General features: G+C 34.5%; 15 protein-coding genes. All 15 read right to left on the bottom strand.

Features of this window, described 5'->3' with window-relative positions; translation table 11 throughout:
* Positions 1 to 106 precede the first annotated feature (106 nt).
* The 15 genes from pseC to ACNSTQ_RS01495 all read right to left on the bottom strand — a co-directional run bounded on the left by pseC (position 107) and on the right by ACNSTQ_RS01495 (position 15,376).
* Entirely contained in the window at positions 107 to 1,294 is a 1,188-nt protein-coding gene (pseC, locus tag ACNSTQ_RS01565) for a UDP-4-amino-4,6-dideoxy-N-acetyl-beta-L-altrosamine transaminase (protein WP_418198096.1), read from the bottom strand.
* Between the two features lie 35 nt (positions 1,295 to 1,329).
* On the bottom strand, positions 1,330 to 2,280 hold the full coding sequence (locus ACNSTQ_RS01560; RefSeq protein ID WP_418198095.1) for a GDP-mannose 4,6-dehydratase: 951 nt from the start codon (positions 2,278 to 2,280) through the stop codon (positions 1,330 to 1,332).
* 51 nt (positions 2,281 to 2,331) lie between these two features.
* Complete coding sequence (gene pseI / locus ACNSTQ_RS01555; protein WP_418198094.1) at positions 2,332 to 3,387, bottom strand: pseudaminic acid synthase; 1,056 nt, start codon at positions 3,385 to 3,387, stop codon at positions 2,332 to 2,334.
* Positions 3,388 to 3,465: 78 nt separating this feature from the next.
* Entirely contained in the window at positions 3,466 to 4,515 is a 1,050-nt protein-coding gene (gene pseG, locus ACNSTQ_RS01550) for a UDP-2,4-diacetamido-2,4,6-trideoxy-beta-L-altropyranose hydrolase (protein ID WP_418198093.1), read from the bottom strand.
* 30 nt (positions 4,516 to 4,545) lie between these two features.
* Entirely contained in the window at positions 4,546 to 5,271 is a 726-nt protein-coding gene (locus ACNSTQ_RS01545; RefSeq protein WP_418198092.1) for a cytidylyltransferase domain-containing protein, read from the bottom strand.
* 12 nt (positions 5,272 to 5,283) lie between these two features.
* On the bottom strand, positions 5,284 to 6,243 hold the full coding sequence (locus ACNSTQ_RS01540) for an ATP-grasp domain-containing protein (protein WP_418198091.1): 960 nt from the start codon (positions 6,241 to 6,243) through the stop codon (positions 5,284 to 5,286).
* A complete protein-coding gene (locus ACNSTQ_RS01535; protein WP_418198090.1) occupies positions 6,240 to 6,923 on the bottom strand; it encodes an HAD family hydrolase in 684 nt (227 codons plus the stop codon). The genes ACNSTQ_RS01540 and ACNSTQ_RS01535 overlap by 4 nt, the downstream gene beginning before the upstream one ends.
* 91 nt (positions 6,924 to 7,014) lie before the next feature.
* Positions 7,015 to 7,722 carry a CDP-alcohol phosphatidyltransferase family protein gene (locus tag ACNSTQ_RS01530; RefSeq protein ID WP_418198089.1) on the bottom strand — a complete coding sequence of 236 codons (708 nt, stop codon included), beginning with the start codon at positions 7,720 to 7,722 and terminating at the stop codon, positions 7,015 to 7,017.
* A 17-nt stretch (positions 7,723 to 7,739) separates the two neighbouring features.
* Complete coding sequence (locus ACNSTQ_RS01525; protein WP_418198088.1) at positions 7,740 to 8,420, bottom strand: NTP transferase domain-containing protein; 681 nt, start codon at positions 8,418 to 8,420, stop codon at positions 7,740 to 7,742.
* A 2-nt stretch (positions 8,421 to 8,422) separates the two neighbouring features.
* Entirely contained in the window at positions 8,423 to 9,460 is a 1,038-nt protein-coding gene (locus ACNSTQ_RS01520) for a 6-hydroxymethylpterin diphosphokinase MptE-like protein (protein ID WP_418198087.1), read from the bottom strand.
* Positions 9,461 to 9,473: 13 nt separating this feature from the next.
* Positions 9,474 to 10,514: a 6-hydroxymethylpterin diphosphokinase MptE-like protein gene (locus tag ACNSTQ_RS01515; protein WP_418198086.1), complete on the bottom strand. Its 1,041-nt coding sequence runs from the start codon at positions 10,512 to 10,514 to the stop codon at positions 9,474 to 9,476.
* 7 nt (positions 10,515 to 10,521) lie between these two features.
* Positions 10,522 to 11,151, bottom strand: a complete 630-nt coding sequence (locus ACNSTQ_RS01510) for a bifunctional 4-hydroxy-2-oxoglutarate aldolase/2-dehydro-3-deoxy-phosphogluconate aldolase (protein ID WP_418198085.1) — start codon at positions 11,149 to 11,151, stop codon at positions 10,522 to 10,524.
* Positions 11,148 to 11,750 (bottom strand): 5' nucleotidase, NT5C type, encoded by a 603-nt coding sequence (locus tag ACNSTQ_RS01505; RefSeq protein ID WP_418198084.1) that lies wholly within the window; start codon positions 11,748 to 11,750, stop codon positions 11,148 to 11,150. Before ACNSTQ_RS01505 ends, ACNSTQ_RS01510 begins: the two co-directional genes overlap by 4 nt.
* A 25-nt stretch (positions 11,751 to 11,775) precedes the next feature.
* A complete protein-coding gene (locus ACNSTQ_RS01500; protein WP_418198083.1) occupies positions 11,776 to 12,504 on the bottom strand; it encodes a cytidylyltransferase domain-containing protein in 729 nt (242 codons plus the stop codon).
* Between the two features lie 13 nt (positions 12,505 to 12,517).
* Entirely contained in the window at positions 12,518 to 15,376 is a 2,859-nt protein-coding gene (locus tag ACNSTQ_RS01495) for a motility associated factor glycosyltransferase family protein (RefSeq protein ID WP_418198082.1), read from the bottom strand.

The following is a 15,376-nucleotide window of genomic DNA, read 5'->3' as shown; positions in this document are numbered from 1 at the left end:
CATCCCCTCAGGTATATTCTATTATTATTTATATCGGTAAGTTGCGACATAATATTTAATATTTTTTAGTGCAGAAAAAAACTGTATAGAAAATTCTCTACACAGTTTAAACCAAACATTTTTTAAAAGCATTTACTACTTTTAAAACCGCACATATGACATCATCTATATCTTGTTCTTTCATCTTAGGAAAGATCGGTAATGTAATCACTTCTTCATACCATTTTTCAGCAATAGGGCAGATTCCTTTTTGATAACCTAATTTTTGATAATAGGGCTGAGTATGAACGGGGATATAATGGACATGAACGCCAATATTTTCTGCTCGTAACGCTTCAAAAATATTCTTTCGATCAACTGTTAATTGATCTAACACAAACCGTAACATATATAAGTGCCAACCCGAACTAGATGATTGGAACTGATCCGGAGTAACAAGTGCCTCTTCTTTAGAGAAAGCCGCTGTATAACGAGCTGCAATTTCCCTGCGGCGTTCAATAAAAACTTCCAGTTTATCAAGTTGTGAATAGCCTAACGCTGCTTGAATATCAGTCATTCGATAGTTCATGCCAAGGTCGACCATTTCATAGTACCACGGGCCTTCATTTTCCGCTATATTGGCTTTTGTGATTCCATGAGAGCGAAAAAGACGTAACTTTTCATAGTACTCTGCGGAATTCGTAACAATGATTCCACCTTCCCCCGTCGTAATCGGCTTCACCGGATGAAAGCTAAACATCGTCATATCAGCTTGAACACCCACTCTTTTCCCTTTGAAAGATGCTCCAAATGAGTGAGCACCGTCCCCTATCAGGACTAAGTTATTTTCATCAGCTAATTTCCTAAACGCTTCATAATCTGCTGGCTGTCCCGTGAAATCGACAGGTACAATTGCTTTCGTTCTTTCAGTAATTAATTTTTCCACTTTCAATGGATCGAGGTTATATGTAGCGTTATCTATGTCAGCAAATATCGGCCTTGCCCCAAGATATAGTGCACAGTTTGAAGTTGCGACAAATGTGATTGGAGTTGTAATCACTTCATCTCCGCATCGAATCCCCGCTGCATAATAAGCCCCATGCAGGGCCGCCGTTCCATTAGAAAAAGCAACAGCATATTTAGCCCCCACATAATCTGCTACCTTTTGTTCAAATGCTTCAACCATTGGGCCTTGAGTGAGCATTGGGCTTTTTAACGTCATTAGAACGGACTCAATATCATCTTCATCAATCCATTGCTTTCCATAATCTAAATAATCTTTGCGGACGGGTTCTCCCCCATGAATCGCTAACACATTTTTACCCTCCAAGCTTAGTAACAGTCACACTATTATTTTAATAAATAACCTTCTTTAATCCAAGCCTCTGTTCTTGCAACCCCTTCTTCTAAAGAGATTTCCGGTTTCCACCCTAACAGGTCTTGTGCTTTTCCATAGTTACACAATAATTTTTGAATTTCACTCTGCGGGTGTATATGGTCAACATGTTCAATTTTTGTCGGATCCTGAACGATCAGCTGTGCTAATTCATTAACGGAAATATCGCGGCCTAATCCTGCGTTAATAATTTCCCCATTCACTTTATCCGAATAACCTGCTTCAACGACAAAACGAGCGCAGTCTTCAACATAAAGAAGGTCTCTAGTTTGTGTACCGTCCCCGTATATCTGTAAGATTTCATCATTCAACTTTTTATTAATAAAAATGGCAACGACTCCACCTTCACCACCAGTTTTTTGAAAAGGTCCATAGGTGTTAAACGGGCGAACAACGACAGTCGGTAACCCGTAAGCATAAAAGTAGGATAAAACCATGTTTTCAGCCGCCACTTTTGCCCCAGCATAAGGTGAAGCAGGTTTCGTCGGATGCTTTTCCGTAATCCCTGTTTCATCATAACAACGGTCATAAACCATACACGTACTCATAAATACAACTTTTATATTTCTCTTTTTACACTGCTCCATCACATAGAATGTACCCACTGTATCATTAAAAAAAGTTGTCCTTGGATCATCAATCGAATCTTGTACATTAATTGAAGCGCCTAAGTGATAACATATAGAAAAATCACCCTTAGCAAATAGTTCTTCTAATAGCTCTTCATTTTTGAGATCACCAATAACTACACTTTTTAAATTGTTATTTCCTTCGAATTCGACAAGGTTTTCTTTTTGACCATTGGATAAATCATCAATGACAGTTACATGGTGTCCGTCATCCAATAGACGCTTTACAACCCAACGTCCAATAAATCCTGCTCCACCAGTTACAATAACGTTCATGAACTAACTTCCCCTTTCTAGCTTATATCCTGTATCATTTTCGTTAAATTTTTAATCTAATAGAAGGTCTAATTGAAGTGGTGTTCCTTTTTTTACACTTTGTTTCACTTTTTTACCTAATAGTTGTTCTATGTATTTAGGTGGTAACCCGAGACCCGGACGGATTGCTCGTACATTTTCTTTCGTTAACACGTCACCTGGTTGTAAATCTTCAGCAATATACAAAGACCTTCTGTGCTTTAAAGAAGGAACCTCTGCTTCAGTAGGTCCATATTGAATTGTCCCAATACTTTGCCATGCTCTTTCCGTTTCAATAACTAACGATTTCATTTCAGCTGGTTCCATTGAAAAGGCAGAATCTACACCACCTTCAGCCCGTGATAACGTAAAATGCTTTTCAATAACTGTTGCACCGAAAACGACACTTGCTACAGCAACGCCAACACCCATCGTATGGTCGGATAAGCCCACCTGGCATCCAAACAATTCACGCAGATGAGGTAATGTTGCTAAGTTTGTATTTTCAGGGCTTGCGGGATAAGTGCTCGTACATTTTAATAAAATGAGTTGTGTACATCCAGCTTCTCTTGCTGCGCGAACCGCTTCATCCAATTCCGAAACAGAAGCCATCCCAGTCGACATGATCATTGGCTTTCCAGTTGCTGCTACTTTTTTGATAAGAGGAATATCAACATTTTCAAACGAAGCAATTTTATAACAAGGCACATCTAATCTTTCTAAAAAGTCGACAGCCGTCTCATCAAACGGAGAACTAAAGGCAATTAACCCTAACTCGTGGCATCGATCAAAAATCGCCTTGTGCCATTCCCAAGGTGTATACGCTTCTTTATATAAATCATAAAGAGAATTCCCTCTCCACAAACTTTTCTCATCGTCTATGAAAAATTCTCCTTCATTCACATCAAGGGTCATTGTTTCAGCAGTGTACGTTTGCAGCTTCACTGCATCAACGCCAGCTTCTGCAGCCTTTTCTACAATTTCTAACGCACGATCCAGAGATTGATTATGATTTCCAGACATTTCAGCGATAATAAATGGTTTTTGGTCTTTTCCAATTAAACGCTTGCCTATTTGTATTCCTTTCATGAAAACACCTCTATGTATTAATAAAAACCTTTAATTTCTACATATTCTTATATCGTCTTATTATCCCAAACCTTTTAATTAACTATCAATTATTTGCAAAGTCACAGGATGCTTTTCCTGATTTTCGTTACTGTTCATAAGCTCAAACGATTTTTCTCTCATTACAGCATGGGATCGATCATTCGAAAGTGCTTTTTTAATAATTCTTGTATAGGTGACGGAATTTATCTCCTCATGCCAACCCACATTGTATACGGCTCCATATTGTGATGCCGCTTCTGTAGATTGAAGCTGATTTTTAGCTACAACGGTTACATATGAAGGTACGCCGAGAAAACACCTTTCCCACATCGTTACACCTCCAGCACCTAGTGAAAAACATGCCTTGGTCATCAACTCTGCAAGATAATCGATTTGACAATAATAGTTAGCACCCATCTCATTAGCCAACTGCTTAATACGATGTCTTTTCGGATTAGCCGTCCCAACAACGACATCAATGATAAAATTATAAGTTGGAATGGATTTGAGAGCTTCTAACAGCTTTTCTGTTTCATTCGTAGGATCACTGCCACCGTAAAAAATGAGAAGCCTTTTTTCAGTTTTTTCCTGCCTCCCTTTTCGTAAAGCCACTTTAAATTCAGGGCGAAGCAGTAGGTATTGCGGCCCTAAGAACAACTTACATGCGTTCGGAACGAGACCTTCATATCTAGTTTTATAATTAGCAAAATAGTTTTGATCAAGCAGGATATCACAATCATGCAGCCGGTTGGCTAAATCATCGATAACGAGAAGCCTAGAAACATGGTTTTTTATTTCCTTTTCCCAGGCAATGTCCAGTTGATAATGATCTACGACTACCCAATCTATCTTCTTTAAGTGAGCGACTTTCAGAAAGGTTTCTTTTGCATCTAACAAAGCGTCAAGGCTCGTATTACTGTCAAGTTCAAGGACTTGAAAACCTTGTTCCCGAATATAGTCACTTAGGTGTCCATCTTCTGTACGGCAAACAAAAAAAATCTGCACGCCTGGATGATGATCGTGCAGCATACGGGCCAATGTTAAACAACGAAGTACATGGCCCGTCCCTATTTTTATTGAAGCATCAACACGGAAAACGATGTTCATTTTTATCACCACTTTATGATTTGTTTAAAGTTAAAGTACAGGCTTTTGCTCAATATGTGCATTCAGTTGAGCAACGTTTGGATGAGTTAACAAAAAGTCAATGACTGCCTGTGAGGAAACGAGCTTGTCCCCTATAAAATGTTCGGCTATCGCTTTGCACAGTTCATAGTCTTCTAGCGTGTCTAATGTAATACGTAATTCAGGGTGTCGTTTCCTTATTGGTGCTTCATAAGGTGTAAAATTGAAGTCTTCTGCATACTCATATCCATAGTATGTCACATGTTCACGATGCCGCAGTTCTTTGCCATGTTCATGGATATATTCCAATGCTGAAAAGGCAAACAGTTCAACAACGAGTCCACGAGGTAATTCACCATTTACCTTAACATAATCAGCTGGATCTTTTACCATCGTCTCAATAATTTCATTGGCCATTTCAAAATCAACAAACGGGCAATCCGACGTTACTCGGATGACATAATCGGGTTGATAAGGCTTCGCACACTCGTAGTATCTAGACAGCACATCGTCTTCCGATCCTCTGAAACAGGTGACATCGTTCTCGTCACACCATTTTTCGATGGCATCATCTTGTGGAAGTATTGATGTGGCGACAATCACATCCATCACATCTCTAACTTGTCGACAACGCGAAACGACATAATCGAGAACAACTGTATCGCCAAGCGGTTTTAGTATTTTTCCTGGTAAGCGGCTTGAGCCCATTCGTGCTTGGATGATGATGAGTGTTTTCAAGGCAATCACCTCTTATTTATCATGGATTTCAATAATTTTATCTTGTGGGTATCGAATTTGCTTTATTTCAACACTAGACCTTTCAAAGGGCAAATGATCAACGTGACCATATTTTACCTCTGTTAAAAACCAGGTGAAACTGTCTAAGCCTGCAGCAAGGCTAAGTGTAGATGCACCACCAAATCTAGGATTACACTCGATGATATGAAAATTTCTTTGCTTATCAACAATAACTTGCATAACGACATGCCCATACAATTTTAGTGCTTCAACAAAACGACTACACATTTCCTCTATCTCTGGAAAAGTTACCGTAGTGGTAATTTGAGATTCCCCGTGTACAACAAGTTCGCGTTTTCTAGCAATGACCCCTTTGACTTGTCCTTGTTTCTCTATGTATATATCAACACTGTATTCTTCACCTTCAATAAAAGGCTGGAAAATCGGGTCTTTTAAAATAGTGGCATGCTTTACTGCATCTTCCTTATTCAAATTTATGCCAACCTCTTTTGATCCTGCACCGAAACGTTCTTTAATTACAAAGGAGTCCCATTCAGTGAGTTCTTCGATTTTAGAAGCTGTTGAAATAACTGGAAAGCCTATATCATGAGAAACGATGTAAAAAGACAGTTTGTCCAAACAATGATCAATTTGTTGAACACCTGAAACCATTACAACAATCCCATGTTTCTCTAAATGAACTCTATATCTTGAAAAATACGGAAGCTCTCCGTCCCTTGTGGGAATAATAGCAGTAATTTTATTGGACATGCAATAGTCGATTAGCTCTTCGATTTCTAACTGATTGATTGGAGGCATTAGCCAAAAATAGTCAACAAAATATCTTCCAATAGCATGTTTGTCTGTATCAGCCCCAAATAAAAGGCTGTTCTCATCAACTTGTAAACATGCTCTTTTTACTTCTTTAAGTAGTGGGACCTTCTTAGAGATACTTGTTACTAACACATTCATTTAAAATCACCAAAATCTTGTAATAGTTCTAAGAGTGACGAAATATTTCGATCTGCCTCATATTCTTTTTCTAGTGAAGTCTCCATATGATCACCACACGGACGTATAATACGAACTGTCTTCATTCCTAATTGCTTTGCTGTTACGAAGTCCTTATGAGGGTTATCACCTATGTACACACAGTCATTTAATGAGACTTCTAACCTCTTGGAAACCTCTTGATAAGGAATATAACTTGGTTTCCAACAATCACTCCCCAAGTCATTGGATACGATTATGACGTCTATAAGTTCATTTAATTCTAATGCCTCAATTTTTCTCCACTGCATGATAGAATCCCCGTCAGTAATAATCCCGATAGGAATGTTCCTCTCTTTTAAAAAGGGAAGGACTTTGCCTGCATCTTCATATAACTTAATTTTTGGCTTATGTCCTCTATAGACATGTACCAATTCATTGATACTCATATCTATTCCATATTTCTGACAAACCACATTAAATATTTTGCCTCGACCGTTTAGTTCCCATTCCACAATAAAGTCATCATAAATTTTTCCTTTATTCAAATAAGGGAAGAGCGTTGATATATGTTTAGCAACAGCATCAAAGCCAGAACGAACATAATCATGTTCACAAAAGAGTGTATCATCTATATCAAAAATAGGGATTAATTGACTCATATTACATCCCCTTTCTTTATCTTCTATACTAATATCGGCACTAACATAAAAAAATAAAGAGCTTGTTATTACAAGCTCCATTCACTAACAGTTAGTTTTCTACTTTTAACTTCGCTTTATAAATATATTTTGACTTCATACATTCCCAGACTCGATACACCCAGTCTATATTCTTTCCAATGATTACGATATAAACCAAAATATCTAACCTACCTATAATTGCAAAGATAGAGATTAAGAAGTAAATCAAAAAAATGTCGAAAGCAGGGATGATCCCTTTAGATAGAAACCATTCTTTCCACTTCGAGCGTATGATTGGATATTTTTGCATGAAAGGTAAGACGTAATTGTGGACTATAGCGATATCAATATATATAGTTGCTACGAATAGAACCTTTATAAGTAAAGGTAAATCGACCACAAATGCAATTGAAACAAATAATACTAATCTTACCACTTGATCTACCCACTGATCGAGTTTGGCTCCAAATTCACTACACTGATTTGTTAATCTAGCTAAATTACCATCCGCGCCGTCCATTAAATGATGCAGTTGTAATAAAAGCGCTCCTAAAATCCACTGTTGAAAAAAGAAGCTGATACCTGCTCCTATACCTAAAATTCCAGCAATAATGGTGACTATATTAGGAGTTAGCTTTAGATCATAAACAAGCTTTGTAAAAAATGGATCGACAAGATGAGCATAGTATCGATTAACAAAATATTCGTGTTGTCTTCTTTGACGTACAATGTATTTATCCTTGAACTGCTTGTACCATTTGATAAAAGAAGTGGTCATAAAATTTCCCCTCCGCTTTACCGCTTTAAAAGCTCAGCATTGACTTTATCTAAATCTTCTTTGAAGTCGACTTCAGTACATAGTAGATCTGATATATCAACAGGAAACAATTTTAGACCCTCACCAATTGATAACTCTAGTCCTTTTTCAAAGTAATCATTATCTTTACATTGATGTAATTTGTCGATGAGTAACTCGACATCATCTCGACAAACTTTGTTAATCCCAACAGCTTCACCTAAACCATTTTTTACTTCTTTGGAAACTTGTATGATTTCTCCACTAGAATTAGTAAGATACTTTACTTCCTCTTCGGCTACTGAAGCAGTATTTACAGCCATACATGATCCTCTATGTCTGATTACCCGTTCAATAACTTCATGATCAAATACGACATCACCATTTAACCACAGTACATCATGCCCTCTTAGTTTCTGAAGTCCGTTCAGAAGACTTTTTGACGTATTTGTTGAGTCAAAATAACTATTATAAATATATATGAGATCCGGGAAAGCTTCCATAATTAGCTCTTTTTTAAATCCGACGACAACATAGATATCATGTATATCAATATAGCGAACAAGTTGCTTTATTTGGTTTTGCATAATGCTAGAACCATTAGTTAACATGGTTAAAGGCTTTGGATAGGGTTTACGAAGGCGTGACCCTAGCCCAGCTCCAAGAATAATTACTTTCAATTCTAGTTCTCCTTTACCACTTGATCATAATTGACTGTTGGAAAGATATCTAATTGGGTATTTCGTGAAGCATTTACAACTTCTACACCCTTTTCATCCAAGAAAATCTTAGCTGCTCTAAAGGCTTCATATTGTTTTTTTAACTCAGGTTTATTCCATTTCTCTCCATTTTTAAAATAGTCTACATGAAAATGATTTTTCTTTTGTTCATTTACAATAATCTTTTTATTAATTGTATCTTGTGTAAAGTCATAGTTAAAGTCTACACCTAGTAAGACCAATTTCCTAAAACCCATATAATAGGCTATTTGCATCTGAGTATAAACAACACTAAACCCTGAATAAATCCCTTGAGCTATGTCTTCAGAAAATTTGTAGACTTGCTTTTTACCTTGATACTGAAACGGGAGTCTTCTTAACCATAATACATTTTTACTATTTGTAAAGTAACTTTTCAAATCACTTGCTATAAATTTATTAACTTCTAAGCAACTTATTTCTCTTGACTTGTTTTTAGCTACCATATTGTCTATTACGGAATAATACGTTGGTCTCCAACTAGACTTTCCGAAAGCAAGGTATACTTGGTTACATCCAAAAGAAATACTATTCTTTAGTTTTTCTAAATCAGATAATTTTAAACTAGGACCATTTCCAACTATAAAAGCTACTTCATTCTTATGTTTCAAATAGAGTTTTTTTATCTCTTCTTGATTATCATTATCAAAAACATTTAAGATCTCACCTAAATCAAAGAAGTTTTTATATTCTATAAACCCTAATTTAATTAACTGCAGTTTTATTTCTTCATAGTATACACTTGCAACTAATATGCTAATAGATTCCGAATCTTCATTTAACAAATCTAATGGACTTCTTATTCTCCTACCTTGATGAAATCTTCCCCACTTTTTGTAGTTATTATCAACATAATAACTTACATTAAAGATTGCTCCTGTAACCATCTTACTGAAGGAACCTGTCCCAAAAACCACTATTTTATTATCCTTAAGCTTCTTAATTAATTTATTATTAAACAATATCCCACTCCCATTATCTTGGTATTATATTGTCTAAATTAACACAATCGAAAATGTCTAATTTTGTTTTTCTAGAAGCATTATAGATCAATCTATTATTGCTTTCATAAACTAGCTTAGCTTTTTCAAAAAACTTATATTGTTCATCCAACTTTGGAATTCTCCAAACCTGTCCCTCTTTAATATAGTTTTTATGGAAATAACCTAAGTCATTTCCATTTACATTTATAACTCCATCTAAACTGTCTTGTTTAATATTATTGATCTTATAATCAAAATCAACCCCTAACAGGTAAACCTCCTGAATTCCCATATAATAAGCAATTTGCAACTGGGTATAAATTACACTAAATCCATTGTAGTAACCTTTAGTTAAATCTTTAGAGAATGGAAGGTCTTCATTTATATACTCCTTATGTCTTAACCTTCTTAACCAACATATATCTTGAGACATTGGATAAAATCTCTTAGACTTACCACACATAAATTTTTGTGTTGCTACGTTTGAAATTTCTTGTGTATTTTGTTCTGCAACAAGTGTATCAATTACAGTGTAGTACGTTGGTCTCCACGAAGTTTCAGGAAAAGATAAGAATACTTGATTTGAGGCAAAGCTAATTTCATTCTTTATTTTTTCTAAATCCTTTATTTTTAAACTCGGACCATTTCCTATAATAAATGCTCGCTTACCTAAATGTTTATTTTCCATTGAAACTAGTTGTTCATATACAGATTTATCTTTATACGTGACTATAAATAATGCATCAAAGTAATTTTCGTTCTCTATTAGTCCGTAGTTATTTAACTGTATAGAAATTTCGCCATAATACATACTCGCCACTAATACAATTATATCTGCATAGTTCTCTGTTTTCAGAGTTTCTGGAGAAAATACATTAATATTATTATATAAAGTCCCCCACTTAGTAGTATCATTATCTACATAATAGTCTATCTCAATATTTTGATTTGCTAAGACTTTACTATATTCACCAGTTCCGAATACAACCACTTTTTTCTTTTTAATATAACAAGAGATATCTTTTAACTTCATTTTAACACTACCTGTTTACCATACTTATTTTATCTACATATGATTTAGCGAGTTGGGAAATTTCGTTGTATTTTTTTTCTAAAATTAAGTCATGTCTTATTAAAGAACTACCTAACCCGACCGTAAAAGCACCAGCATTAAAGTAATCTACTACGTCTTCTATCCCGATGCCTCCTGTAGGCATAACTTGAATATAGGATAAAGGACCCTTTAAATCTTTTATATAATTTGGACCTAATGAACCTGCCGGAAATACCTTAACAACATCAGCTCCGCATTCATAAGCATTTAGGACCTCTGAAGGCGTTAAAGCACCAGGTATTGATATCTTTCCATGCCTTTTTGTTGCTTTTATAACATCTGTATTTAATGTCGGTGAGACAACAAATTCAGCACCTGCGTTGATTGCAAGAATAGCCGAAGTCGGGTCTAATACAGTACCTGCTCCAATTAATATCTGATTATTAAATTCTTTCTTTATACTCTTTATAACATTAAAGGCGTCTGGTGTATCTAGTGTAATTTCTATATTTGTTATGCCACCCTTGAGCAGGGACTCTACCAAAAAATGCATATTGTATTCATTTTTCCCTCTTAAAACTGCAACTAAACTATTTTCTAACTTACTAATTGTCATATTAAAATCTCCTGTTTTAATGTTCTTACTGACAAAAATTTCAGTATATCTTCCCATGAATTAAACCTTGTACTATTCTCTACATTTACGGAAGTGTTATATGGTGTATCTAAAACTAACACATCAATTCCAGATCCCGCCAATGTACTAATGTGAAAAGGTGCATCTTCAATAAAATAATTTAGTTTTAACTCATGTGCTGTTTTTACCTTTGATGTCTGATTAATTATTAAATTATTTGAAAATGGTAGTTTGTTGTCAGTTAACCACTTAGAGGTTATAGCTTCCACCCCCACTAAATTAGGTCTAGCTGAAACATAAAAAACCTCCACAATATCATTTGAAGTTAAATCTTGAATACATTCTATTGAAGTATTTATTGAAGAAGCATTTGAAAAAACGTGTGGCATATCACCTTTCCATATTTTTTCAGACATATCTTGATTAAATAAGTATCTATTAGACAGGTATTGAGCTACCTTGGTAGTTTCGGGAAAATCACTTAAACTAAAATTACTGTCATACTTTTGATTATAATAATCTATTACATATTTGTACGTATCAACTAAAACACCATCTAAATCAATTCCTATTTTCATGTTCCTCTCCTAAAAAAAGATTTTATTAATTAAACCCTTTCCATTCCATATACCTTAAATATGACAACTGCCAATGATCATCAACTTCCATAAAATTATCCTGCCTGTAAGGTAGAATGTTTTTCCCTAACCAAGGAAAAGGTAAATTCCCACTATATGACACAATTGCTTCTCTTCTTATTATCCAAAAAGAACCATTAAAGAAATAAGTATTCCCTGCAGATCTACGATCATTAACATTTTTCATCTTGCTTTCTTCTTTTATATAATCCTGGGAAACAATCGTTTCTAATTTTCCATCAACTATTCTTAGGGCACGAAAAGGATTATACATATTATATTCTGAAACACTTTGAACTGAATCGCAGTTGGGGTTTTCTGTAATTAATTGTATTGCGTTTTCTAGGTCACTAGTAATAGCGCCTATACTATTTCCCAATAATACAACCAAAATATCAACCTTTTCTTTAATATCGTCCTCAATCATATTAAGACCATGAATAATTGTATCATGGTGCGATGCATCATCTCCACTAAGTTCATCTGGTCTATCAATAGTCTTATAATTATAGTACACTGCATTTTCTTTAATAAAAGGTATATCAGTACTTACGTAAACATCTTTTATCGATTTACACTTTTGGGAATTTAATACATTGTGCAAGTATAGCGGTAACCCCTTTACGTTAGTAATGTTTTTATCCTTTATGGACTTACTCCCACCCCTTGCAGTTTGTAAAGCATAAATATTCATTATAAAACTCCTTCTATTTTTGAATTTGAAATAATACAGGTCTTAATCCTATATTATAAACTTTATTAACATTGAAACTATTTTCACTATTCCAATTACTACTATCAGACCATTTAGTCGTACATATTTTACCTCTAAAAACTCTGTGCCCTTTTTTTTCTAATGATTGTGTTGCAGTCCAGGAAAACATATACTCTGTATTCCACACTATATTTTTTTCCTTAAATTGATGTGACCCTATATACATATCCCAATCGTTATATTTATCCATAATTGAAGAACCACCTGTAACTAATGAAAACTGTAGATATTCATTCACTTCAACGCTCTCATTAAAGCTGAATACATATTCGGTACTAAATTGCTTTAAACGAATCCATGAAAGTTTCGTTTGAACATTTCGATCAGCAATCAACTTCCTACCATCTTCAACATCCACCATAATAAAATAAAAATCACCATCCGGATGGGAACTGGATTCAGGTGGAATGAATCCCTTTGTTTCATCACCAATTCCACTAAATTGACCTACCGTATTATAATCCGCCTTATAATGGCACCGTATTCGTTTTCCTATATCTAATTCCTCAATACTTGTGACTTCATCCACATGTAATAGTCTACCTTGTTTATTGACTTGAACTCCATTAAAAATAAATGGGCAATCTTCCAGTAATTCTATCTCTACTTCATGCAACTTATTATTTAAGTTATGCTTCTCGAAAACCACTTGGTCAATTTTAAGAATGAAGTGCTTTGAATGCTTACTATCTCTAGTAGAAAACATTTCCGATTTACCATCTATTATCACCTTTACACTTCTTGCTAAGTCATGACTTTTCCCAGCTAGTAGTTGAATACTTGAACCAAAAAAATTAAACTTTATCTTTGCACCTTTTTTATCTGCATAGAAATATGACAAGTTATTAATTGTTCTATCTTTTTCTTTAAACTCGAAAAACCTTTTTTGCCATTGATTTGAATAGAAAAAGGAGCCGCAGTCACTCTGATAAATTTTATTATTTTCTTGCGGGAGGCTTTGAATTACTCTATCAACTAGAGGACTCAATTCGTTATAAACCTCCTTACATTTAGTCATATAATTTCCATAATCTTTTAAAATCAGTTGTGCTTTTTCCAAAACATCTCTAGTGTTGATTATTATTCTGTTTCGGTTACTTAGAGTTTCATAATCAAAATTTGTAATTGGGAGTATATGTGATTGATAAAATTTATTATTAAAAAAACGATGAAACGCTTGATCAAATTTTGTGAAAATGTTTTCCAACGTTGTGAGTGCTTTGCTATTAATTGCAGCATTCATCTCTATTAAAATGTCAAATATATCACTATAATTCAGCACAAACTCATTTTTCATTCTTAGCATTGCTCTTGTCTTCTTACCTATATCCTGATTACTAATACGCTTATTTGCGTGCCAGTCTGGTTCAACTACTCTACTCCAGAGTCTATTATTAATAAGTTCTTCTAGGTCAATAAAAGGAGCACCGTTTATCTTCGCGCCTCCATTAGTGGTATTAACAACTTCAATATGCTCATATGACCTAATGTAATCTTCCATTAACAAACGCATTTGGTTAAATGCTTGGTTTGTTTTAATTTCATTCCCATATACATCTTCTACATACAACGTATTAAATAAATCTTTTTCTTGAATTTCAGCTGATTTTTTGCCGCGATTAATATCTTTTGAGTAATAAAGATTTTCCTTAAATGCGAAGTTTTGCCCTACTAAAATTATTAGTCCAGCATTTAATTTTGCAAGGATCTGAAGTGTAACTATCGCTATAGAAAAGGCATCATCCACTTGCTCTACCGTATTATTTGAAACCTCATTGAAAAATGGTGTCACCCGATCTTGAGAAGTGACCACATGTAATTTAGGACCTTTATATTTTTCAATAGTTTCAAACCCTACACTTGTACCATATATCATAGGAACTGAAGTAATATTGTTTTCTATCATGTTTTTAAATACTTTATAATTATGTCCTTGTGGATCATAAGTACAAACAGCATCAGGAATTATATTATTCGCTATCAGAGCTTTATTCGCGGATCCCACTGCTAATATATAAGCTAGACCTTTATCTTTTATTTTTTTTAAGTTTTCATATTCCTCTTGTAAGGAAGGACCTGCTGAAACAATCAACACTGGCTTATTTTTAAATACAAGCTTTTTATCTTCTAAGAGATTCGGAGCTTGTAACGTCGATGGGAGATTCATTAGACTGTTTAAAGTCCACCGTTTTGAAAACGCAGCTTCAGCATTGACTGAATAACTTCGTTGTTGAACATTATTTTTAAATAAAGTTAAGAACTGCTCTAGCTTTTCCGGAAATATACGTTCATAACTAGGTAAAATGATCAAAAGTACCTTTTCTCTTAATTCGAGCGCAAATTGATTTATAAACTTCATACTACTTTCCTGATCCCATTCAACAAAGAGATTTTTCATCTGCTTAAGTGGTAGGTCATTTAAATCCCTTTGATGAACAAACTCCTTAAAAACTGCTGGTTCAGGTTCATATAAAGTAAATGATTTATTAGGCCAACGAGCTAAAAAGCTTTCTACATGATATCCAAATCCAACACCATAAAAAAATACATGCTCATAATTGGCAATTGTTTCAACATATTGTTCAACCAGTTTCTCAGCTTCTTTAATTGGATCGTACTTACTATGAATAAATAATGGACGATTATTAACGGTTACCTTGAGTGTAGGAAATGTAGTTTTTGTCTCAATAACATCTATCGGATCATTTTTAAACTCCTCATTATCCTTGCGAATTAAGTCCAAAATCCATGAATAATTTTTTCCCAAAAAATTATTGTTGTTTAATAACAT

It is taken from the genome of Alkalihalobacterium sp. APHAB7 (assembly GCF_048323755.1).
Taxonomy (GTDB): Bacteria; Bacillota; Bacilli; order Bacillales; family Bacillaceae_F; genus Alkalihalobacterium.
Note: the sequence above shows the minus strand (reverse complement) of the source record. Positions and strands in the feature narration are given on the sequence as shown.